At 71.7% G+C, this 20,367-nt stretch carries 19 protein-coding genes and 1 pseudogene; 5 read left to right on the forward strand and 15 right to left on the reverse strand.

Features of this window, described 5'->3' with window-relative positions; genetic code table 11:
• Window positions 1–2: 2 nt before the first annotated feature.
• The 9 genes from ACFV9J_RS06105 to asnB form a co-directional block, all read right to left on the reverse strand.
• Window positions 3–1,193: a 3-hydroxybenzoate 6-monooxygenase gene (locus tag ACFV9J_RS06105; protein ID WP_385350511.1), complete on the reverse strand. Its 1,191-nt coding sequence runs from the start codon at window positions 1,191–1,193 to the stop codon at window positions 3–5.
• Complete coding sequence (locus ACFV9J_RS06110) at window positions 1,190–1,537, reverse strand: hypothetical protein (protein WP_385350514.1); 348 nt, start codon at window positions 1,535–1,537, stop codon at window positions 1,190–1,192. The genes ACFV9J_RS06105 and ACFV9J_RS06110 overlap by 4 nt, the downstream gene beginning before the upstream one ends.
• Window positions 1,534–3,405 (reverse strand): chorismate-binding protein, encoded by a 1,872-nt coding sequence (locus ACFV9J_RS06115; RefSeq protein ID WP_385350516.1) that lies wholly within the window; start codon window positions 3,403–3,405, stop codon window positions 1,534–1,536. The genes ACFV9J_RS06110 and ACFV9J_RS06115 overlap by 4 nt, the downstream gene beginning before the upstream one ends.
• A complete protein-coding gene (locus ACFV9J_RS06120) occupies window positions 3,402–4,100 on the reverse strand; it encodes an isochorismatase family protein (RefSeq protein ID WP_385350519.1) in 699 nt (232 codons plus the stop codon). The genes ACFV9J_RS06115 and ACFV9J_RS06120 overlap by 4 nt, the downstream gene beginning before the upstream one ends.
• Complete coding sequence (locus ACFV9J_RS06125) at window positions 4,097–4,906, reverse strand: 2,3-dihydro-2,3-dihydroxybenzoate dehydrogenase (RefSeq protein ID WP_385350522.1); 810 nt, start codon at window positions 4,904–4,906, stop codon at window positions 4,097–4,099. The genes ACFV9J_RS06120 and ACFV9J_RS06125 overlap by 4 nt, the downstream gene beginning before the upstream one ends.
• Window positions 4,907–4,922: 16 nt before the next feature.
• The gene (locus ACFV9J_RS06130) at window positions 4,923–6,095 is read right to left on the reverse strand and encodes a 3-deoxy-7-phosphoheptulonate synthase (RefSeq protein ID WP_385350525.1); all 1,173 of its coding nucleotides are present in this window, start codon (window positions 6,093–6,095) and stop codon (window positions 4,923–4,925) included.
• Window positions 6,096–6,303: 208 nt separating this feature from the next.
• Window positions 6,304–7,593 (reverse strand): multidrug effflux MFS transporter, encoded by a 1,290-nt coding sequence (locus tag ACFV9J_RS06135; RefSeq protein ID WP_385350528.1) that lies wholly within the window; start codon window positions 7,591–7,593, stop codon window positions 6,304–6,306.
• A 178-nt stretch (window positions 7,594–7,771) separates the two neighbouring features.
• The gene (locus tag ACFV9J_RS06140) at window positions 7,772–8,122 is read right to left on the reverse strand and encodes a hypothetical protein (protein ID WP_385350531.1); all 351 of its coding nucleotides are present in this window, start codon (window positions 8,120–8,122) and stop codon (window positions 7,772–7,774) included.
• Window positions 8,123–8,142: 20 nt separating this feature from the next.
• Window positions 8,143–9,996 (reverse strand): asparagine synthase (glutamine-hydrolyzing), encoded by a 1,854-nt coding sequence (gene asnB, locus ACFV9J_RS06145; RefSeq protein ID WP_385350534.1) that lies wholly within the window; start codon window positions 9,994–9,996, stop codon window positions 8,143–8,145.
• 207 nt (window positions 9,997–10,203) lie between these two features.
• Here asnB and ACFV9J_RS06150 point away from each other — a divergent pair, with 207 nt between their 5' ends.
• A complete protein-coding gene (locus ACFV9J_RS06150) occupies window positions 10,204–11,295 on the forward strand; it encodes a transaldolase family protein (protein ID WP_385350537.1) in 1,092 nt (363 codons plus the stop codon).
• A 204-nt stretch (window positions 11,296–11,499) separates the two neighbouring features.
• Here the strand turns inward: ACFV9J_RS06150 and ACFV9J_RS06155 are convergent, their stop codons facing one another.
• Window positions 11,500–11,820: a DUF4396 domain-containing protein gene (locus ACFV9J_RS06155; RefSeq protein WP_385350540.1), complete on the reverse strand. Its 321-nt coding sequence runs from the start codon at window positions 11,818–11,820 to the stop codon at window positions 11,500–11,502.
• Here ACFV9J_RS06155 and ACFV9J_RS06160 point away from each other — a divergent pair.
• Both ACFV9J_RS06160 and ACFV9J_RS06165 read left to right on the forward strand, forming a co-directional pair.
• Window positions 11,785–11,868: pseudogene (locus tag ACFV9J_RS06160) on the forward strand (IS5/IS1182 family transposase); the annotation flags it as partial. The gene ACFV9J_RS06155 and the pseudogene ACFV9J_RS06160 sit on opposite strands and share 36 nt — an antisense overlap.
• Before the next feature lie 194 nt (window positions 11,869–12,062).
• On the forward strand, window positions 12,063–12,932 hold the full coding sequence (locus ACFV9J_RS06165; RefSeq protein ID WP_385350543.1) for a transposase family protein: 870 nt from the start codon (window positions 12,063–12,065) through the stop codon (window positions 12,930–12,932).
• A 240-nt stretch (window positions 12,933–13,172) separates the two neighbouring features.
• On the opposite strand, the gene dmpG is transcribed toward ACFV9J_RS06165, so the two are convergent.
• Genes dmpG through mhpD form a run of 3 tightly spaced genes read right to left on the reverse strand, consistent with a single transcriptional unit; the run spans window position 13,173 to window position 15,969 of the window.
• On the reverse strand, window positions 13,173–14,204 hold the full coding sequence (gene dmpG, locus ACFV9J_RS06170; RefSeq protein WP_385350546.1) for a 4-hydroxy-2-oxovalerate aldolase: 1,032 nt from the start codon (window positions 14,202–14,204) through the stop codon (window positions 13,173–13,175).
• Window positions 14,201–15,151, reverse strand: a complete 951-nt coding sequence (locus ACFV9J_RS06175) for an acetaldehyde dehydrogenase (acetylating) (RefSeq protein ID WP_385350548.1) — start codon at window positions 15,149–15,151, stop codon at window positions 14,201–14,203. The genes dmpG and ACFV9J_RS06175 overlap by 4 nt, the downstream gene beginning before the upstream one ends.
• Entirely contained in the window at window positions 15,148–15,969 is an 822-nt protein-coding gene (gene mhpD / locus ACFV9J_RS06180) for a 2-keto-4-pentenoate hydratase (RefSeq protein WP_385350551.1), read from the reverse strand. Before mhpD ends, ACFV9J_RS06175 begins: the two co-directional genes overlap by 4 nt.
• A 183-nt stretch (window positions 15,970–16,152) precedes the next feature.
• Between mhpD and ACFV9J_RS06185 the strand changes: the two genes are divergently transcribed.
• Both ACFV9J_RS06185 and ACFV9J_RS06190 read left to right on the forward strand, forming a co-directional pair.
• Window positions 16,153–16,902: an IclR family transcriptional regulator gene (locus ACFV9J_RS06185; protein WP_385351316.1), complete on the forward strand. Its 750-nt coding sequence runs from the start codon at window positions 16,153–16,155 to the stop codon at window positions 16,900–16,902.
• Window positions 16,903–17,160: 258 nt separating this feature from the next.
• Entirely contained in the window at window positions 17,161–18,321 is a 1,161-nt protein-coding gene (locus tag ACFV9J_RS06190; RefSeq protein ID WP_385350554.1) for an amidohydrolase family protein, read from the forward strand.
• A 92-nt stretch (window positions 18,322–18,413) separates the two neighbouring features.
• On the opposite strand, the gene ACFV9J_RS06195 is transcribed toward ACFV9J_RS06190, so the two are convergent.
• Window positions 18,414–20,054 (reverse strand): cation acetate symporter, encoded by a 1,641-nt coding sequence (locus ACFV9J_RS06195; protein ID WP_385350557.1) that lies wholly within the window; start codon window positions 20,052–20,054, stop codon window positions 18,414–18,416.
• On the reverse strand, window positions 20,051–20,344 hold the full coding sequence (locus ACFV9J_RS06200) for a hypothetical protein (protein WP_385350560.1): 294 nt from the start codon (window positions 20,342–20,344) through the stop codon (window positions 20,051–20,053). The genes ACFV9J_RS06195 and ACFV9J_RS06200 overlap by 4 nt, the downstream gene beginning before the upstream one ends.
• Between the last annotated feature and the right edge of the window lie 23 nt (window positions 20,345–20,367).

The following is a 20,367-nucleotide window of genomic DNA, read 5'->3' on the forward strand; positions in this document are numbered from 1 at the left end:
TGTCATCCGCGGCCGGGGGCCGCGAAGTTCCGCTCGCCGTGCAGCCACTGCACGGCGTCGTACATCTCGTCGGCCGACAGCGACCCCAGCATCGCGTCGCGTTCCCGCGCGGCCCGCCCCTCGGGGTGATAGAGGCGCTCCCCCATCTCGCGGGCCACCCACTGGGCCCGCGCCGTGCGTTCCCGGCGTGCGGCGGCGTACTTCTCCAGGAGCTGGGGCACGTCCTCGCCGGCCGCTCCGCCGAGGAGTTCGCCGAGCACCACGGCGTCCTCCAGCGCCTGACAGGCGCCCTGGGCGGCGTACTGGAGCATCGGATGGGCGGCGTCGCCGAGCAGCGCGACGCGGGTGTCCGTCCAGGTGGTGACCGGGTCCCGGTCGCAGAGCACCCAGGTGCGCCAGTCCCGGCCGAGTTCCAGCAGGCCGCGCGCGCACGGGCCGAGGGCCGGGAACTCGCCCAGGACCCGCTCGTCGGACACCGGCACGCCGGCCACCGCCTCCCGTGCCCCGTCGTCGCGAGTGATCGCCATGTTGAGGAACTCGCCTGCGGCGATGGGGTAATGGACGAAGTGCCACTTCGGTCCCGCCCACAGGGTCACGACGTTCCGGCGCAGCTGTGGCGGCGCCGCTTCCATGGGCACGACGGAGCGGTAGATGGTGTGCCCCGACACCCGCGGTTCGCCGTCGTCGAGCAACTGGGCGCGCACGGCGGAACGGATGCCGTCCGCGCCGATCAGGGCACGGCCGGTGACGCGTTCCCCGTCGTCCAGCACGGCCGTGACGCTCCCGGCCTCCTGTTCGTAGCGGACCAGGCGGCTGTTCACGCGCAGGTCGACACCGGCGTCGCGGCAGGCGTCGAGCAGCGGACGGTGCAGGTCGACGCGGTGCACGACGGCATACGGGTTCCGGAACCGCCGGACGTAGGCGCCGGTCAGCGGCATCGAGGCGACCTCGGTGTCCGAGGTACCGTTCATGAAGCGCAGGGCGTCGACGCGCACCGCGCGGGCCCGTACGGCGTCGCCGACGCCGAGCCGGTCCAGGGCGTGGAAGGCGTTGGGCCCGAGCTGGATGCCGGCGCCCAGCTCGCCGTACACGTCGTGGCGTTCGAGCACGGTGACCTTGCGTCCTGGGCGGGCGGCGGCGAGGGCGGCGGCGAGTCCTCCGATGCCGCCGCCGACGACGATGAGGTCCTTCACGCGACCCGGCCCCTCTCCTCGTGGGCGAGCCCGACCCCGGTGAGGGACGGGGTGGTGTGACGTCCCTCGGTGACCGCCTCCACGTCGAAGACGTGCACCTCGGCCGGCGGACAGCCGATGATCTCTGCGGCGCGGGCGGGTAGTTCCTGCTCCGCGGCCCGCGCGGACTCCCACAGGAACAGCGCGCCCCAGCGCTCCGTCGGCGCGTCCGACAGCCACACCTTCAGACGCAGTCCCTCCACCTTCGAGAAGCGGGCGACGGCCTCGTCCCGCAGGAACGGGCGCAGGGACGCCGCGTCGTGTTGCGAGGACGCGAGGTCCCACCAGGCGACGACGACCTTCACGAGCGGAATACCTCCTTGATCAGCGCGCCCACGATGCGTGGGCCGTCGCGCGTGAGCAGTGATTCGGGGTGGAACTGCAGCGAGGCGAAGCCGGGGCCGCGCAGCGCGTGCACGGCGCCGTCGGCCGGGTCGCGGCAGACCTCCACGGCTCCGACGCCTTCGACGTGGATCTTGTCGTCGTCGCTGTGGGCGGCGAAGGTGTTGTAGAAGCCGACCAGGGCACTCTCGCCGAACAGGTCGACGCGGCGCTGCTCACCCTGGCTCGGGCGCGCCTTCCGGCGCACGTCGAGGCCGAGGAGGGTGCACAGCACCTGGTGGCTGAGACAGACACCGAGGAACGGCAGCCTGCGGTCGAGGAGTTCGTGAACGGCCGCGCGCAGGTGCGCGATCTTTGGGTGGGCGGTGTCCGTCGGGTCACCCGGGCCGGGCCCCATGACGACGAGGTCGTGCCCGTCGAGCGTGTACGGCTCGTCGTAGCGGCGCACGGTCACGGCCATGCCGAGGGCCTTCAGCTGGAGGGCCAGCATCGCCGTGAAGGTGTCCTCCGCGTCGACCACCAAGGCGGTGCGCCCGGCGAGGTCCGCGGGGGCACCGTCGTCGCCGGATGCCAGCCAGAAGTCGGACACGGTCGTGTTCCTGCGGGCGAGTTCGGCGCGTACGTCGGGATGGTCGGAGAGGGTGCCGCCCGGCGCGGTCAGCGCGTCGAGCAGTCCCGCGGCCTTTGCTCGGGTCTCGGCGACCTCGGCGGCGGGATCGGAGTGCCGCACGAGGGTGGCGCCGACGCCGATCTCGATGCGGCCGTCGGCGCGGAGCCGCGCGGCACGGATGAGGATCGCGGAGTCGAGCGCGGTGCCGCCCGTGGCGTCCCGGCCGATGAGCGCCGCCACCCCCGCGTAGTAGCCGCGGCCGTCGGGCTCGTGGCGGGCGATGACGCGGGCGGCGTTCTCCAGCGGGCTGCCGGTGACGGTCGGAGCGAAGAGTGTCTCGCGCAGGATCTCGGGGGCGGGCCGGGTGCACCTGCCCTCGATGAAGTACTCGGTGTGGGCCAGGCGCGCCATCTCCTTCAGGTGCGGTCCGGTGACCCGGCCGCCCGCCTCGCAGATCCGGCTCATCATCTTGAGTTCCTCGTCTACGACCATGTACAGCTCGTCGGTCTCCTTGGTGTCCCGCAGGAACTCCATGACCTCGTCGAGGTCCGGCCCGGTCGGCGGGTAGCGGTAGGTGCCGCTGATGGGGTTCATCACCGCGTGGCCCGCCTCGACGCTGATGTGCCGTTCCGGTGAGGCGCCGACCAGGGTGTGCTCCCCGGTCTGCACGAGGAAGGTCCAGTAGGCGCCGGTCTCCTTGCCCAGCAGGCGGCGGAAGAAGCGGAGCGCGGTGAGCGCGTCGGGGTGTTCGACCCGGGCGACGAAGGACCGTTTGACGACGAAGTTCGCGCCCTGCCCGGTGCCGATCTCCTCGTCGACGATCCGCCGGACCGTGTCCGCGTAGGTGGCGTCGTCGGGTTCGAAACGGCCGTCGACGAGGGTCGCGGCGGTGTGCGGGACCCGGCGGAGGACGTCGGCGAGCGCGACGCGGGCCTGCTCGCGCACGACCAGGCCGGTGAGCGGGGTGCCGTCGTCGGGTGCCGCGTAGCCGCGTTCGGCGAGCTGGCGGTACGGGACGAGGGCGAGGACGTCGTGGTGGGCGGCGCCGGTGCCCGGTGCGGCGGGCGGCGTGAGTTCCGTCAGGTCGGCCAGCTCGGTCAGGCGCACCACGTGGCCGGCCAGCACCTCCACCACACCGGGTCCGGTGGCTTCGGGGCGGTGCAGCAGGGCGTACGCGGGCTCGCGCCCGGCCAGGACCCGCGCCAGCAGGTCGTCGGTCATCGCGGTGCCTCCGCCCGCTCCTGCTGCCGTTCCGGCTCCCGCCCCGCGGAGCGCAGTTCGGCGGCGAGCTGTCCGGCGGTGCGCACGACGGCACAGCGCCGGGCCGCGTACCGCAGGGCCATATGATGCTCCGCCGCCCCGAAGTCGGCGACGGCGTCTGCGGCGAGGAAGGGCTGGACGTCGTGGGAGAACGCCTCGCAGGCCGTCATCAGCACGCCCACGTGCGCGTAGACACCGCAGATCAGCAGTTGGTCGCGGCGGTTCAGCCTCATCCATTCCAGCAGGCCGGAGTTGACGAAGGCGCTGTAGCGCCACTTGGTGAAGGTGCGGTCGCCCGGCGCGGGCGCCAGCGCGTCGACCACCTGCCGGTCGGTGGCGGACGGGGTCATGCCCGGGCCCCAGAAGTCCGCGAGGAGGCCCCGCTGTTCCGGGGTCATGCCGCCGGGCTGGGCGGTGTACGCGACGGGCATCCCGGCCTGTGCGGCCGTGCGGCGCAGGAGTGCGGCGTGGGCGACGAGCGGAGTGCCGACCGAGCCGGGGAAGGGGCGCAGGAAGTAGCGCTGCATGTCGTGGACGAGGAGCACCGCGCGGCGCGGATCCGGGGTCCAGGTCGCGGTGTTGGCGGGCAGGTCCGCGGGGCCGGGCAGCCGGTAGGACTCGATGGCGGGTATGCCGGGGGCGGTGGGCGCGTTCACGCGGGCACCCCCAGGGTGGCGCCGCCGTCGACGGTGAGCGACTGCAGGGTGATGTGCCGGGCGCGGTCGGACAGCAGGTAGACCACGGCGTCGGCGATGTCGGTGGGGTGGGCGATCCGGCCGAGCGGGATCCCCACCCGGTACTCGTCCGGGGTGCCGTCGAGGGTGCCCGCGCGTCCCGAGGCGTCGTGCCACAGGGAGGCGAGCATCGGGGTTTCGGTGGAGCCGGGAGCCACGACGTTGCAGCGGATGCCATGCCGGGCCACTTCGAGGCCCAGGCACTTGGTGAACATGGTCGCGGCGGCCTTGGAGGCGGCGTAGGCCGCCATTCCGGTGCGCGCGGTGCCGGCCGCGTTGGACGCGACCGTGACGATCGCGCCGGTCCTGCGGGCGTCCAGCATGCGGCGCACGACGGCCCGGGAGACGAGGAAGACGCCGGTCGTGTTGACCGCGAAGGTCGCCGCCCAGTCCTCGTGGGTCAGCGTGTGGGCGCGGCCGGGTGTGAGCACTCCGGCCGCGTTCACCAGGCTCGCCACCGCGCCAGTACTGTTCTCGACGCTGTCGAGCAGGGCCTCCACGTCCGCTTCCCGGGTGACGTCGGCCGTGAAGGCGTGCACGTCGAGGCCGTCGGCGCGTGCCTTGGCCGCGAGCACGTCGGCTCTGGCGCCGGGTCGGTCGACGGCGGCGACCGTGACACCGCTCTCGCCGAGCACGCGGACGATCGCGCTGCCGATGCCGCCGGCCGCTCCGGTGACCAGGGCCGTGGCCCGGGGCAGATCCGTGTTGGGGTTCAACTCGCCTCCCATGTCGGGGTCGTGGGGGTCAGCCGCGCCAGGCGGCGGCCACCGTCATGGCCTGTGCCGGGTTGAGCCGCGGGTCGCAGAAGCTGGTGTACTTGCCGGCATCCCGCTGCTCGGGCGCCTCGCGGGAGAGGCACTCGGCGACGTCGTCGGGGGTGGTCTCCAGGTGCAGTCCCGCGGGTGCGCCGCCGGCCTCGCCGACCGCCTCGTAGAAGGACTCGACCTCGTGCACGACCGTCTCCACGAAACGGGTCTTCAGTCCGTCGGGGCTGGCGACGGTGTTGCCGTGCATCGGGTCGCACAGCCACAGGACGGGGTGCCCGGCCCGGCGCACCGCGCGGACGAGGCGGGGCAGTCTGCTGCTCACCGCCGCGGCGCCCATGCGGGCGATGAGGGTGAGCCGGCCGGGCTCGTGGTGCGGGTCGAGCCGGTCGCAGAGGTCGAGGAGTTCCTCCGGAGTGATGCCGGGACCGACCTTGCAGGCCACGGGGTTGACGATCGCGGCGTGCAGCGCGACGTGCGCGCCGTCCGGCAGGCGGGTGCGCTCGCCGATCCAGGGCCAGTGGGTGGAGGCGAGGTAGGGCGCGCCACTGTCGTCCGGGCGCAGTTGCGGGAGTTCGTAGTCGAGGACGAGGGCCTCGTGGCTGGTCCACACCGTGGCGTCCACGCCGTCTCCGGGGGTGGGCCGGTGCCAGCCGAGGTGGCGCAGCACGCGGTCCGCCGCGTCGTAGCAGGTCAGCAGTCGGCCGGGGTCGGCGCGGCGGAGGTCGGGGTCGGGTTCGGGGCTGTTGACGAGGTGGCCCCGGTAGACGGGCAGGGTGCGTCCCAGGACCGTCTCGGTCGGCCGGGAGCGGGGCTTGGCGAACTGGCCCGCGATCCGGCCGACGCGCAGGACGGGCCGGTGGGACAGCGACTTGAGGGTGCCGGCCAGCACGTCGAGGAGGGCCGCCTTGCGGGCGACGTCGCCGCTGCCGGACTCCTCGGGGTCCTCCGCGCAGTCGCCGGCCTGCACCACCTGCACGGCTCCCGAGGCGGCCCGCGCCAGCAGGACCCGCAGCCGGTGGACGTCCGAGGCTCGCACCAGGGCGGGGCGGGCCGCGAGTTCCTCCCGTACGCCGGACAGCGCTTCGTCGTCCTTCCAGTCGGGCTGCTGGGCCGCGGGCAGTCGACTCAGAAGATCGAGATAGTGGTCCACTGAAACCTCCTCCTGGACGGGTCCGTGAATTCTCCGGCGCCTCAAATGACCCCGGAAAGAAATATCCACTGACTCCGTCAAGTCCCGTCAGGAAGCGGCAAGTTTCGGCATCCCCACATGTCATGGGCAAGGGAATGTCCTGCGGAAATCCGCCCGCCGGACCGGAACGGCCCCTGTGGCTCTCCTATAGGAGGGCTCCAGAATCGCATCAAGAATTCCCGAGGAAATCCTTTTTGAGGCGGGGTGCCGGACGGGCCCGCGCGGCCGCTAGACAGAGCAGCGCGATGAGCGCACTGATCGTCATCCCCAGAAACAGGGGCAGTGCGGTGTGTTCCCCGCCGAGGCCCATGAGCGGGGCGGCGAGGGCACCGAGCAGGCTCTGCGCGGTGCCGAGCACCGCGGATCCTGTGCCGGTCGCCCCGGGCACCGCGCCGACGGCCAGCGTCGTGCCGTTGGCGAAGACGAGGCCGAGTCCGAGGAAGGCGAGGCCGAGCAGGGTGAACGCGGCGGTCCGCCCGAGCCGGCCGGTGGCGGTGAGGGCGAGCGCGACGACCGCGGCGGCGGTCAGCGCGACGAGTCCGGCCACCAGCAGCGCCCAGGGCGTGAACCGGCCCGCCAGTCGGGCACCGAGCGCGCTGGACAGGGTCGCGGTCAGGGCGCCCGCGGCGAAGGCCGCCGAGGCCTGTCCGACACTCAGGCCGAGGACGTTCTGCAGCAGGAACGGCGACCCCGCGATGTAGCAGAACAGCGCGGCACTGCCGAAGGCGAAGGCGCCCGTGCAGCCCAGATAGCGGCGGTTGCCCAGCACCGAGCGGACCGAGCGGACGACGGAGCCGAGACCGACCGGGGTTCGCCGCCCGAGCGGCAGGGTCTCGGGTACGGCCAGGTACGCGGCGGCGAGGGAGACCAGGGAAGCCGCCGCGAGCACCCAGAACACCGACCGCCACCCGGCCGCCGCGGCCACGGCTCCGCCCGCCAGCGGGGCGACGACGGGTGCCACGCCGCCCAGGGCCATGAGGATGCCGAACAGCCGTGCCGCGCGCACGCCCTGGGCGATGTCGGCGACCACGGCGCGCCCGACGACCAGCCCGGCGGCCCCGGCCGCACCGCTCAGCAGCCGCCACACGATCAGCCACTCCAGGGAGGGGGCGACGGCGCACAGCGCCGTGGTGAGGGTGCAGATCCCGGTGCCGACGAGGATCGGAAGACGTCGTCCGTACCGGTCGGACAGTGGCCCGAAGACGAGTTGGCCCAGGGCGAGTCCGGCCATGAAGGCGGTGAGGGTCAGCTGCACGCCGGAGGCGTCCGTGCCCAGGTCACGGGCCATCCGCGGGAACGCCGGCAGGTACATGTCGGTGGCCAGCGGCATCACGAAGGACAGGAGCGCCAGGACGGCGACGAGCAGTGCGGCCGGGGGCCGGGACCGCCCGGCGGTACGACTGTGGGGCGGGGACACGGGCGTCGGGGACGACGGGGGTGTCGACGAGGTCGGTGGCATACGGGGCTCCGTTGACGGGGAGCCCCGTACGCCACCGGCACTGGGCTCCGGTCGGGTGGGAGGTCCGGGTGAGGGCTGGTGGCGGGAGCCGTTGCCCGGACGCGGTGGCGTGCGTCCGGCGCGAGGCCCGGCGCCCGTGAACGTCTCCGGGTGTCTGCCCGCCGGAGGCAGGTGTGCCTCAGGGCACGGCGGTCGTCGGACGTCCCTCCGCCAGGTCGAGGAGTTCGTCCGCCCACGCGAGATCGTGGGCGTCGGGGCGGGGCAGGCCGCCCGCGTTCGGATGTCCGGTCCGGCTCGTTCGCACGCCGGGGTCGCGGGCGGACCGGCCGTGCGGCGCCGAGGCACCGGCTGTCGACGCGGCAGGCGTGGCCCAACCCCGCGTCCGGCGGACCTCGGGTTCGACGAGGTGCCGGAGCGTGAGTGCGGAGTCGAACGGTTCGAGCGGGAACGCCCGGTGGTCGATCAGCGGGGTCCGGCCCGGAGCGCGGGCGGCGCGCCCGGTGTGCAGGGCCGGTGCGGGCTCGGTCACGCGTGTGTCGGCCGTGTGCGTCACAGCTCGACGCGCACGCCGTACCGGGTGACCCAGGCATCGAACTCGATGAGCCGCTCCAGGACCGCGCGGGCGCTCCACGGCCCGCCCATCGCGTAGGCGCCGACGGGCCGGTCGAGCAGCCGCCGCACGGCGTCGGGCGTCACCAGGCGCAGCACCGGGGAGTCCCCGGTGAGCAGGTTCTCGACCATGGCGCGCACCGCGATCTCGTAGGTCTCGTCCTGCGTGGAGGGGTAGGGGTTCTTCTTGCGGTCCAAAACGGAGTCGGGGAGAATCCCGCGCATCGCCGAGCGCAGCAGGCTCTTCTCCCGGCCGTCGTGGTTCTTCATCGCCCAGGGGGTGTTGAAGACGTACTCGACGAGCCGGTGGTCGGTGAACGGGACGCGCACCTCCAGGCTGACGGCCATGCTCATCCGGTCCTTGCGGTCGAGCAGGAAGTTCTCCCAGCGGGTGATGTTGAGGTAGCCCACCTCCCGCATCCTGGCCTCGAGCCCGCTCTCCCCCGCCAGCCGCGGCACTTCGGCGAGGGCCTCCGCGTAGCGGTGTTTGACGTACGCGTCGAGGCCGAGCCGGTCCCACAGGCCCACTTCGCGCAGCGCGCCGATGCCGCCGGCCTTCTCGAAGGGGTGGTGCCAGGGGAAGGTGTCGCCCTCGACGGCCTCCGGGTCGTGGAACCACGTGTAGCCGCCGAAGAGTTCGTCGGCGGCCTCCCCGGACAGGGCGACGGTCATCCGCTCCTTCAGGGCCCGGCACAGCAGGTACAGCGAGTACTCCATGTCGCCGGTGGACACCGGCAGGTCCTGGGCCCGCAGCACCGCGGCCCGCACCTGCGGGTCGAGCACGTCCTCGCTGTCGAGTTCCACGACGACGTGCTCGGCTCCGACGTGCCGGGCCACCTCGATCGCGAACGGCGTGTCGGGGTCCTCCCACTGCACGTTCGACTCGAAGCGCTCGTCGTGTCCGGTGAAGTCGACGGAGAAGGCGCGCAGGGGCGTGGGGTCGCCCTGCGCGGCAAGCGCCCGGGCGGCGAGCGCGGTCACGGCGCTGGAGTCGAGGCCGCCGGAGAGCAGGGTGCCCACGGTGACGTCGGCGACGAGTTGCCGCTCGACGATGTCCTCCAGGAGTTCGCGCACGTGCCGGATCGTGGTGGGCAGGTCGTCGGTGTGCGGGCGCGCGGTCAGCCGCCAGTACTCGCGCTCGGTGAGACCGCCGGCGTCGAACCGCACGACCGTCGCCGGGCGTACTTCGCGCATGCCCCGGAAGACGGCGTGCCCCGGCGTCCTGACGATGCTGAAGATCTCCCGCAGCCCGTCGGCGTCCACGACCGCCTCGGCCTCCGGGTGGCACAGGATCGCCTTGGGCTCGGACCCGAACAGGATGCCGTCGTCCGTCTCGTAGTAGTAGAGCGGTTTGACGCCCATCCGGTCGCGGACCAGGAGCAGTTGCTCGGTGCGTGGGTCCCACAGCGCGAACGCGTACATGCCGTTGAGCCGCGCGGCGAAGTCCTCTCCCCACTCCAGGTAGGCGTGCAACAGCACCTCGGTGTCGCTCACCGTACGGAACCGGTGACCGAGCCGCTCCAACTCCCCGCGCAGCTCGCGGAAGTTGTAGATCTCGCCGGTGTAGACGACGACCGGAGCGTCGGGTACGTCCGGGACCGCGCTCATCGGCTGTGCCCCGCCCTCCAGGTCGATGATGCTGAGCCGTTGGTGGCCGAGGAGTGCGTGTTCGGACGCCCACACCCCGTGCGCGTCCGGGCCCCGGCACTCCAGGGTGCGTGTCATCTCCGACGCAATGCCGGTGTGCCACGTCAGATCACGCCCGAGACTCACCCATCCCGCGAGACCGCACATCGTCGATCGGTTCCTTTCATTAGGGTCCACGGGCAGCATGTGCGGGCGACGGGACATGGGACCACCGGTCCGTGCGTACCTCGTCAGGTCCCGGGCGCAGGAGCGCCGCGCACGCTGCCTGACCTGACGAAGTGGTGCCCGCGCGGGCGCCCGGCGGCTGCCGGCTGCCTAGAGTTGTCCTTCTGACGACGAGGGAGAGGCCGCGCGATGAACGCCCGCGACACCACTGGCCGGCACCTCAAGCGACTGCGTGCCGAGGGTGTCTCCGTCTGGCTGCGCGGCTGCCCGGAGCCCGGCGAGGACGGGGCGTTGGCGCGGCTCGCCGCGGACTGGGATCTGAGGGGGGTGACCTGGACCGTCGAGGACGTTCTGGCGGCGGGCGGCGGGACGCGGTTCGCGGCACTGCGCGAGCGGGGCCACGATCAGGCGCGCGCCCGCCGCGGACTGTCGGCGCTGCCCGCCCGGGCGGCCTGCGATGCGCTGCTGCCGCGCTACGAGGCGAGCCGCGGCCGGGTGGGCCTGGTGTCGGCGGACCTTGCTCCCACCGGTGCCCCGGAGCAGGAGGGGCTGGCGACCTGGTGGGCGGTGGACCGTCCGAACCTGCTGGTGAAGGTGCCCGGCACGCCCGCCCATCTGGACGCGGTCGCCGCCCTGGTCGCCGCCGGAGTCGGCGTCGACGTCACCCCGGTCTTCAGCGCCGCGCACCACGAGCGGGCCCTCGCGGCGCTGTCGACGGGACTTGAACGGGCTTGGGAGGCGAACCGTCCGCTGTCGGCCATCAGTACGGCGGTGACATTGCCGGTCGCCCCGATCGACCGGCTGGTGGACCGGCGACTGCGGGAGCGGGGACTGGCCGCCGGACGCTATCCCATCGGCGAGTCGGCACGGGCGCACGCGCGCCTCGTGTACCACCTCCACGAACAGGTCACGAGCGCCCCGCGCTGGCAGCGACTCGCCTCCCGCGGGGCGCAGTTCCCGCATCTGGTCTGGACGGAGATCGCCCCGACCGGCCACCCTGCCCCCTACGCGGACAGTCTCGTCGGCTGGGGCGTGGTGCACGCGTTCGGCCGCGCCGAACTCGCGTCGATCGGCACCGGTTCCGCCCTGGTCGGCGACGCCCTGTCGGGCCGCCACATCACCGCGCGTCAGGACCTCGAAGCCCTCTACGCGTTCGGCCTCTCCTACGAGGAGTTGGCGGCGGAACTGGAACGGGCGTGGCTGGCGGCCGACGCGCGGCGCTGGCAGCAGGTGTGGGAGGGTACGCCGGGACACCGGTCCGCCTCCTGCCCGGCCTCGTGACGCGGGCGTCCGCCAGTCAGACGAAGAAGGCGTTCATTGCGCGCGTCGGCGCCGGCGAGGATCCGGCCTCCCCGGCGGAAGATGTCGAGGACCTGGCGGACCTGAAGTGGTGCCGATGTCGTCGCCCGCTCCTGGGTCGGAGAAGGCGAGGGGATTCTGAGCGGCGTAGCCGCACCCGTTCAGGGTCTGGGCCCTGTCGGTCTGTCAGCGGTGCATGGCGAGGTCGCCGAAGAGTCCTGCCACGAGGAAACCGGCTCCGAAGATCGTGAAGCTGACGACAGTCATGAGGAGGAGCTGGGTGCGGCTCGCGGTGGGTTGCATGTGGTGGTGCTCGTGGCCGGTGAGTGCGGCGCCGGCGAGGGCGACCGCGGCGGCCTGGGGGACGGGGGCGTCGTCGTGGCGGACGGTCATCATGCCGTGCTTGAGGCCGTGGTCGACGAGCCACCAGTTCATCGGCAACGCGACGAGGAAGCCGGCACAGAGGGAGATCGACATGACGAACTCAAAGGCGACGGCGTCCACCATGCGATCCTCGGCATCGCCCGCCTCCACAACCTCGCGCTCACCGGATAGGTCAACGGACGGCACCGCGGTCGACCCTGCCCTCACCAGGTCCAAGATCAGTTACGGGACAAGCCTTACGAGCTCGTGCATGGTTGGCGGTGGCGCGTCGAGACAGCGATCGTTGATCATGGTCCGTGTGGTGGGGGAACCGGGCACGTGGTGCGATCGTTCGAAGCCAGCGGATCACGGGGCTGACGCCCGATGTGATCGCTGAACTCGTCGCCGGAGTCGGCCCGTTGTGGCACGAGCGGCACCAGGCCGCGCTGGCGTCACGCCCTCGCCGCCGGGCCGTTGGTGCCGGGGCGAAACACAAGCTGGTCTTCGTCGACCGCCTGTTGGCCACCCTCGTCCACCTCCGACACGGTGCTACCCACGACGTACTGGCCTGCTGGTTCGGTGTGGACCGCTCAACCATTACGCGCGCAATCGGCGAAGTACGGCCGCTGCTGGCGAGTCGGGGCTGCACCGTTGCGCCCGACATCCGACTGCGCACACTCGCCGAGGTCGTCGACCATCTCGGTGCGAGCGGGCAAACCGGAATCATCGACGGCACCGAGATCCGGGTACGCCGCCCGGCCGCCGGGCGCAAGGACCGGGAGAAGTTCATCTCCGGCAAGAACAAGCAGAACTCCGTCAAATCCATGGTCGTCACGGACGCTGACGGACGCCTGCTCTTCTGCAGCCCGGCCGAGCCGGCCAGCTGCGCGGACATCACGCACGCCCGGAAGTTGGGCCTGGTCGAGCTCCTGGTCGACGGGCCCACCGTGGAGATCCTTGCCGATGCCGGCTACCAGGGCCTGGGTGCCCAGACCGGCGGTCGGGTGGTGACGCCACCGCACCGCAAGTTCAAGAAGAACCCGCCCGAGTGGTACGAGGAGATGTACGGGCGCCAGCGCAAGGCGCACTCCTCACGACGCATCCGGGTCGAGCACGGCATCGGCCATCTGAAGAACTGGCGGTCCCTCGCGCGGCACCACGGCCGCCGTGAGCACATGAGCGACATCATTCAAGCTGTCGCCGGACTACTCTCCCACCAGCAGGTCGCCACGATGGCCAGCGGTACGCGAACGTGAACACAACGGCCAACCCGCAGCCCGTGACGCGCCACCGCCAACCATGCACGAGCTCGTTAGACGACCGGGCGTTCGCCTCGCTTCCAGCGGATCCGGCCCCTACAGCTGATGTCTGGCGACCAGGAATCGGGCTCTCACAGAAGGGCAGGCCCCGCTCCTGCCGGCGTGTTGTCCGACTTCTGGTCGGTGACACCGTCTCCGTCGAACGGCCAACGGGTCACCGGCGCCAGCTGCTTCCGGTCAGCCGACGGAATCGGCCGCCGCGAGGTCGAGGGCGATGTCCGTGATCATGTCTTCCTGGCCGCCGACCATCTTGCGCCGGCCGACCTCGACGAGGATCGCGCGGGTGTCGAGGCCGTGGCGGCGAGCGGCGGCCTCGGCGTGGCGCAGGAAGCTGGAGTACACGCCCGCGTAGCCGAGGGTGAGGGTCTCGCGGTCGATGCGGACCTCGCGATCCTGCAGGGGACGTACGACGTCGTCGGCGGCGTCCATCAGGGGGAACAGGTCGCAGCCGTGTATCCAGCCCATCAGGTCGGCGACCGCGACGAACGCCTCCAGCGGGCAGTTTCCGGCTCCGGCGCCTTGGCCGGCGAGGGAGGCGTCGACGCGGGTGACGCCGTTCTCGACAGCGACGACGGAGTTGGCGACACCCAGGCCGAGGTTGTGGTGGGCGTGGATGCCGATGCCGGTGTCCGGGTCGAGGACGTCGCGGTAGGCGCGGACGCGGTCGCGGACGCCGTCCATGGTGAGCCGGCCGCCGGAGTCGGTGACGTAGACGCACCCGGCTCCGTAGGACTCCATCAGCTTGGCTTGGCGGGCCAGTTCGGCGGGTTCGGCCATGTGGGACATCATCAGGAACCCGGCCACGTCCATGCCCAGGTCGCGGGCGGCCGCGATGTGCTGGGCGGAGATGTCGGCCTCGGTGCAGTGGGTGGCGACGCGGACCGAGCGGATGCCGAGGGCGTGGGCCTGCCGCAGGTCGTGCAGGGTTCCGATGCCGGGCAGGAGCAGCGTGGTGGGCACCGCGTGGTGGACGCTGTCGCAGACGGCTTCGATCCACTCCCAGTCGGTGTGGGCACCGACGCCGTAGGTGATGCTGGAGCCGGACAGGCCGTCGCCGTGGGCGATCTCGATCGCTGCGACCCCGGCGTGGTCCAGTGCGGCGGCGATGGTACTGGCCTGGTCGACGGTGTAGCGGTGGCGTACGGCGTGCATGCCGTCCCGCAGGGTCACGTCCTGCACGTACAGGGCGGGGGACTGGTTCGCGGTCATCGGGAGAGCACCTCCGTGAAGGGCTGCGCGGCGGCCATGCGTTCGGCGGTGCGCAGGGCGGCCGAGGTCATGATGTCGAGGTTGCCGGCGTAAGCGGGCAGGTAGTGGGCGGCGCCCTCGACCTCCAGGAAGACCGAGACCTTCGCGGCGCCGGTGGATGGCGTGCCGGCGGGCAGCAGCGTGCGCAGGGGGTCGTCGGCGGCGACGCGCTCAAACTGAACCTTCTGCTTGAGGCGGTATCCGGGCACGTACGCCTGGACGCGGGCCACCATGTCTTCCACCGACGCGGTCACCGCGGCGTCGTCGCACTCGCCGACCAGGCAGTACACGGTGTCGCGCATGATCAGCGGCGGTTCGGCCGGGTTCAGGACGATGATCGCCTTGCCTCGGGTGGCGCCACCCACCTTTTCGATGGCCGAGGAGGTCGTCTCGGTGAACTCGTCGATGTTGGCCCGGGTGCCGGGACCGGCCGAGCGGGAGGAGATCGAGGCGACGATCTCGCCGTAGTGGACGGGTGTCACGGCCGCGACGGCGGCCACGATCGGAATGGTGGCCTGCCCGCCGCAGGTGACCATGTTGACGTTCGGTGCGCCGAGGTGGTCGTCGCCGTTGACCGGCGGGACGACGTACGGGCCGAGCGCGGCGGGCGTCAGATCCACCACCCTGCGCCCCAGCGAGCGCAGCACCTCGTCGTGGCGGCGGTGCGCACCGGCCGAGGTGGCATCGAAGACGATCTCGACGTCCGCGAACTCGTCCAGCTTCACCAAGCCGTCGACGCCCTCGTGGGTGGTGGCGACCTTCAGGCGGCGGGCGCGGGCCAGGCCGTCGGAGTCGGGATCGATCCCGGCCATCGCGGCGATCTCCAGGGAGTCGGAGAGCCGCAGAACTTTGATCATCAGATCGGTGCCGATGTTGCCCGACCCGATGACGGCGGCCTTCGTGCTCATGCTCCGGCTCCTTCCGTGGCGGCGGACGCGAACGTGGTCGTGACCGTGCCGAGCCCTTCGATGCGCGCGGTGAACTCGTCGCCCGCGGCTGCGACGGCCATCGGGCCGAGCGCACCGGTCAGGACGATGTCGCCGGCCCGCAAAGGGTCGCCGAGCCCGGCGAGGGTGGAGGCGAGCCAGAGGGCGGCGGTGAGCGGGCTGCCCAGGCAGTCGGCGCCGGTGCCCTCGGAGACCGTCTCGCCGTTCTTGGCGAGGGTCATCGTCACGGCCCGCAGGTCGACGCGGTCCAAGGGGACGGGGGTTCCACCGAGGACGTACAGGCCGCAGGAGGCGTTGTCGGCGACGGTGTCGACGATGGTGATGTCCCAGTCGGCGATGCGGCTGTCGACGATCTCCAGTGCGGGCAGCGCGAACGCCGTGGCGCGCAAGAGGTCGGCGACGGTCGGGTCGCGATGCGGCAGGTCCGTGCCCAGCACCAGGGCGACCTCGGCCTCGACCTTCGGCTGGAGGAGCCGGCCGGGGGCGATCGGCTGTCCCTCGGGCACCGCCATGTCGGCGAACAGCACACCGAAGTCCGGCTGGTCCACGCCGAGCTGCCGTTGCACGGCGGGGGAGGTCAGGCCGATCTTGCGGCCCACCGGCCGCCGACCGGCACTGATCCCGCGCTCCACGTGCAGGCGCTGCACGGCGTACGCGGCTTCGATGTCCGCCTCGGGCAGGAGCGAGCGCACCGGGGCGCACGGGACGCCCGCGCGGGCGGCCTCCTCCAGGACGGCCGCCACCTCGGTGACGGCGTCAGCGGTCTCGTGGGCGCTCACGGCCGCTCCCCGCGGGGACGGGGGCGGCGGTGTGGAACGAACATGCGGGTTACCTCCGGACGGAGAATGGCGGGGCTGTCGGAGAGGCGGCGGTGGCCGTCCGTCGATCCACGACAGGTATAGGCGTACGGTTCGAGCGGCGGCAAAATATGTTCCATGACACGGAACAGCGCGCAGGGGAACATGCTCGACAAGGCGACTGCCGTCCTCGACTGCTTCCGCCCGGACGGCGGTACGTTCCGTCTAACGGAAATCGCCGCCCGCACGGGGCTGGCCAAGACGACCGCGTTCCGCCTCTGCGCCGACCTGGTGCGCCTCGGTCTGCTCGAACGCGACGGCGAGACTTACCGGCTCGGCGGCAAGCTCTTCGAGCTGGGCTCGCTGGTGCCGCGCCGGCTCGACCTGCGGGAGGCGGCGCTGCCGTTCCTGCAGGATCTCTTCGAGGCCACTCACGAGACCGTGCATCTCGGCATCCGGGCGGGGCACGACGTGGTCTACATCGAGCGGATCCACGGCCACCAGACCCTGACGCTGCCCTCACGTATCGGGGGACGGCTTCCCCTGACCTGCACGGGTGTAGGCAAGGCGCTGCTGGCCTTCTCCGCTTCCGAGCTGGCGGACGAGGTGCTGGCCGGCCCTCTGCCGCGTCTCACCCCGCACTCGGTCACCGATCCCGCGCGACTGCGTACCGTCGTGGAGCAGATCCGGGTCTCCGGGCTCGCCTACGAGGAGCAGGAAGCCGCCCTCGGCGTCAGCTGCATCGCCTCGCCCGTCTTCGACGGGCCGACGGCGGTGGCCGCCCTGTCCGTGGCCGTGCCACGCGGCCGGTTCCACCCCGCCCAGCTGGCGCCGGCCGTGCGGACAGCCGCCCTGGGCCTGTCCCGCGTGCTGCGCTCGGGCAGCGGATCGGTGGGCGGCGGCAACTCTGCCTGAGCCGGCACCGGGCCACCGACCCGTGGGCGGTAGCGAACCCGACAGGCCCGCACCTCCATGAACTCACCACTGCCGCGAATCTTGACGCCCACCCCCGCCCCTCTTACCGTAGCGGTCATTCCAGCCACTGTAGTGAACACTACAAGAACGTCAGTTGTCGGTCTGCTACCTCTGCGCCGGCCACTTGTGGCTGCCCGGTGTCCGCGTGCCCCCAGCGGACGTACCTTCCCCCTTTCGCTCCTTCGGTGAGGTGTTTGCATGGCTGCTACAGGACAGACCGACTCACGCGGTATGCGGCGGCGCAGGCTGCTGAAGGCGGCGTTGCCGCTGGGAGCCGGCGCGACGGCCCTCGGCACCGGGCCGGCGGCCGCGACCGGCAACGCCCGCTCCGAGGCTCCGGCGCGCCGCGGCCGGGACCGCATCGACGTGCACTGCCATCTGATCCCGGACTTCTACCGCCGATCCCTGGCGGCGCACGGCATCACCGAGGTCGGCGGCGTACCGGTCCCTGCATGGAGCCCGAACCTCGCGGTCAACTTCATGAACCGCTATGGCATCCAGACCCAGGTGGTCTCCGTCTCCGAGCCTGGCGTCACCTACCTGCCCTCCGCGAAGGACCGGGTGGCGATGGCACAGCGACTCAACACCTACACGAGCCGGGACCTGGTCCACGCCACGTCCGCACGCCTGAAGGGCCGCTTCGGCGGATTCGCCGTCATGCCCCTGGGCAGCACCCCCGACGAACAGGACGTCTCCTACGCCGTCACTGAGGCCAGACGGGCCGTGCGAGAGCTGAAGATGGACGGCGTGGGCATCTTCAGCAGCTACGGCGGAAAGTACCTGGGCGATCCCGTGTTCGCGCCGTTGATGAAGGCACTTGACGACATGGGCGCCATGGTGTTCATCCACCCCGTGACCCCGCAGGGCTATCCGGATCTCGGGTTGCCGCCGTTCCTGTACGAGTTCACGTTCGACACCACCCGCGCCCTGGTCAACATGCTCTACAAGTGCGTATACCAGCGGTACCCACACATCCGGTGGCTGGCCGCGCACGCCGGCGGCACCCTGCCGTACATCTCCTACCGCACCAGCCTGCTGACGCTGACCCCGGCGATCGCACAGCAGGTGGGAGCCGCAGGTCTGGACGACAGCAGCCCGCACTTCCGCAAGCTCTTCTACGACACCGCTTTGTCCCCGGCGCCCCAGACGATGAAGTCCGTGCGCGAACTGGCCGGGACCGAACACGTCCTCTTCGCCACCGACTGGCCGTTCGCCAGTGCCCTGTTCCTCGGCGCCGGAGACCCCGCACCACAGCTGGACGAGACCTTCTCTCCCGCCGAGCGACTGGCCGTCGAACGGTCCAACGCGCTGGCGCAGTTCCCCGCACTGGCCGCCAGGATCGGGGCCGAGTCGGCCTGAGCCGGGCCCGACGGCCGTGAGCCTCCTCTGTTGCCGTGAGTGAGTCCGCGGCATGTGCCGCGGCCCGGCTGAACCGCCGGGCCGCTGCAGGGTCATTCCTCTCGCGCTCCGACGAGCACCCGTTCGCGCCATCGGGCCTCCGTTCCGGTTGCTTGCGTGGGATGTGCGCGCTGTCCCGCGACGCTGCCCGCCCACCCGAGCAGGAATCCCGCGGGAACGGCCAGCACAGCGGTCGACTGCAACCCGATGAGGTGGAAGTCGTGTCCCGGCAGGAGCGAGGCGGGGGTGCCCGAGAAGGAGAGGGAGCAGACGTACAGGGCGGTGGTGCAGGCAACACCGCCGTACACCGTCCACAGCAGACCGGTCCGGTTGTACCGGCTCCAGAACAGTCCGTACAGACAGGCGGGCAGGACCGTGGAGGCGGCGAGGGTGAGTGCCAGATAGGTCAGGGACTGAAGGTTCCGTCCCTGGGCCATGACCGCCAGCAGGATGCCGAGCCCGCCGACGGCTCCTACGGCCCATCTGGCCGACCGGACTTCCCGGCGCTCGGACAGGCGCCCCCTGCGTGCCGCGTGCGCGTGCAGGTCGTGCGCCAGGGCGGCCGCGGCGCTCAGTGCGATGCCGGCAACCACCGCCAGTACGGTGACGAAGACGGAGCACGCGACAGCGGTGTACAGCACGCTGCCCGGAAGGCCCGAGGTGCTGCCGCCCAGCTCCCCGGCGAGGAGGAGCAGGGCCATCTGGCCGCTGCTGTCGGCGGCACGGATCTTCTGGCCTCCCACGACACCGGCGGCACCGAGTCCCGCGATGACGACGCAGAGGAAGAAGACCGCCATGATGGCGACGGCGTAGCGGGTCGCCCGGCGTGCGGTGGCTCCGTCGGCGGCGGAGTTGATCCTCATCAGGACGTGCGGCATGCACGCGCCGCCCAGGACGACGGACAGTTGCAGGCTCAGAAAGTCGAGACGGCCGAGCGCGCTGTCTCCCACGGCGTGGCCCGGTTCGAAGTACCGGTCGTGAAGTCCGCTCCCCTGCTCGGCCGCGGTCAGCAGGGCTCCCGGGTCGAAGTGGTGGTGCCGCAGGACCAGAACGGCGAGAAGCAGCATGGTGGTGAACACCACGGCCACCTTGACGATCTGGACCAGGCTCGTCCCTCTCATGCCGCCGAGCACCGTATAGCAGATCATCAGCACTCCGACGAAGGCGGTGCACAGCTGTTCGCCCCCCAGACTGGTCAGTCCGAGCAGGAGTGCCGTGGCGCTGCCGGCTCCGGCCAGTTGCAGGACGAGAAAGGGAAGGCAGACGACCAAGGTGGCCGTGGCGGCCGCGATACGGGACGACGGACCCGGCGAACGCGGCGCGAGGATGTCGCCCAGGGTGTAGCGGCCCGCATTGCGCAGTGGACCGGCGAGGAGCAGGAACAGTCCGACGGCCAGGCAGCTGCTGACGGCCAGGGAGATGCCGTCGTATCCGGCCACGGCCACCAGACCGGACACGCCCAGGAGTGTGGCGGCCGATATGTAGTCCCCGGTGAGCGCCAGCGCGTTCTGCACCGGCGTCAGTGACCGGTTGCCGGTGTAGAAGTCGGCCGTGGTGTCCCCCTCGGGACCGGCCAGAATGCAGAGCAACAGGGACAGGACGACGAACGCCATGAAGGCGGCCAGCACCATCGCCCGGTCGTCGGAACCGCCCGGGACCGACGTGAGCCCTGCGGCGAGCGACAGCCCGATCATCTTTGCCCCCCTTCCGACGAGTACGGCCGTCGGGGCCCGGCCTGTGCCGGGTCCGGCCGCGACGATGCCGGGTGCGCGCATCCGGCATGGCGTCGTATCAGGTCGACGAGTGGATCGGCGTGGCGGCGCAGGGTTCGGTCGTACCACCACGAGGTCAGCAGCAGAACGGTCAGCTGCAGGGCGCCGAGCGCGACGGCCAGAGGCATACTGCCGGCGGGCCGGATGGCGAACAGCTCGCCTGCCGTGCCGGCGAGCAGTGCGGTGAGCAGGAAGGCTGCGCCGTTGATCATCAGGAACCGCTGATGCGCGTCAG

It is taken from the genome of Streptomyces sp. NPDC059906, from assembly GCF_042730645.1.
GTDB classification, from domain to species: Bacteria; Actinomycetota; Actinomycetes; order Streptomycetales; family Streptomycetaceae; genus Streptomyces; species Streptomyces rubrogriseus.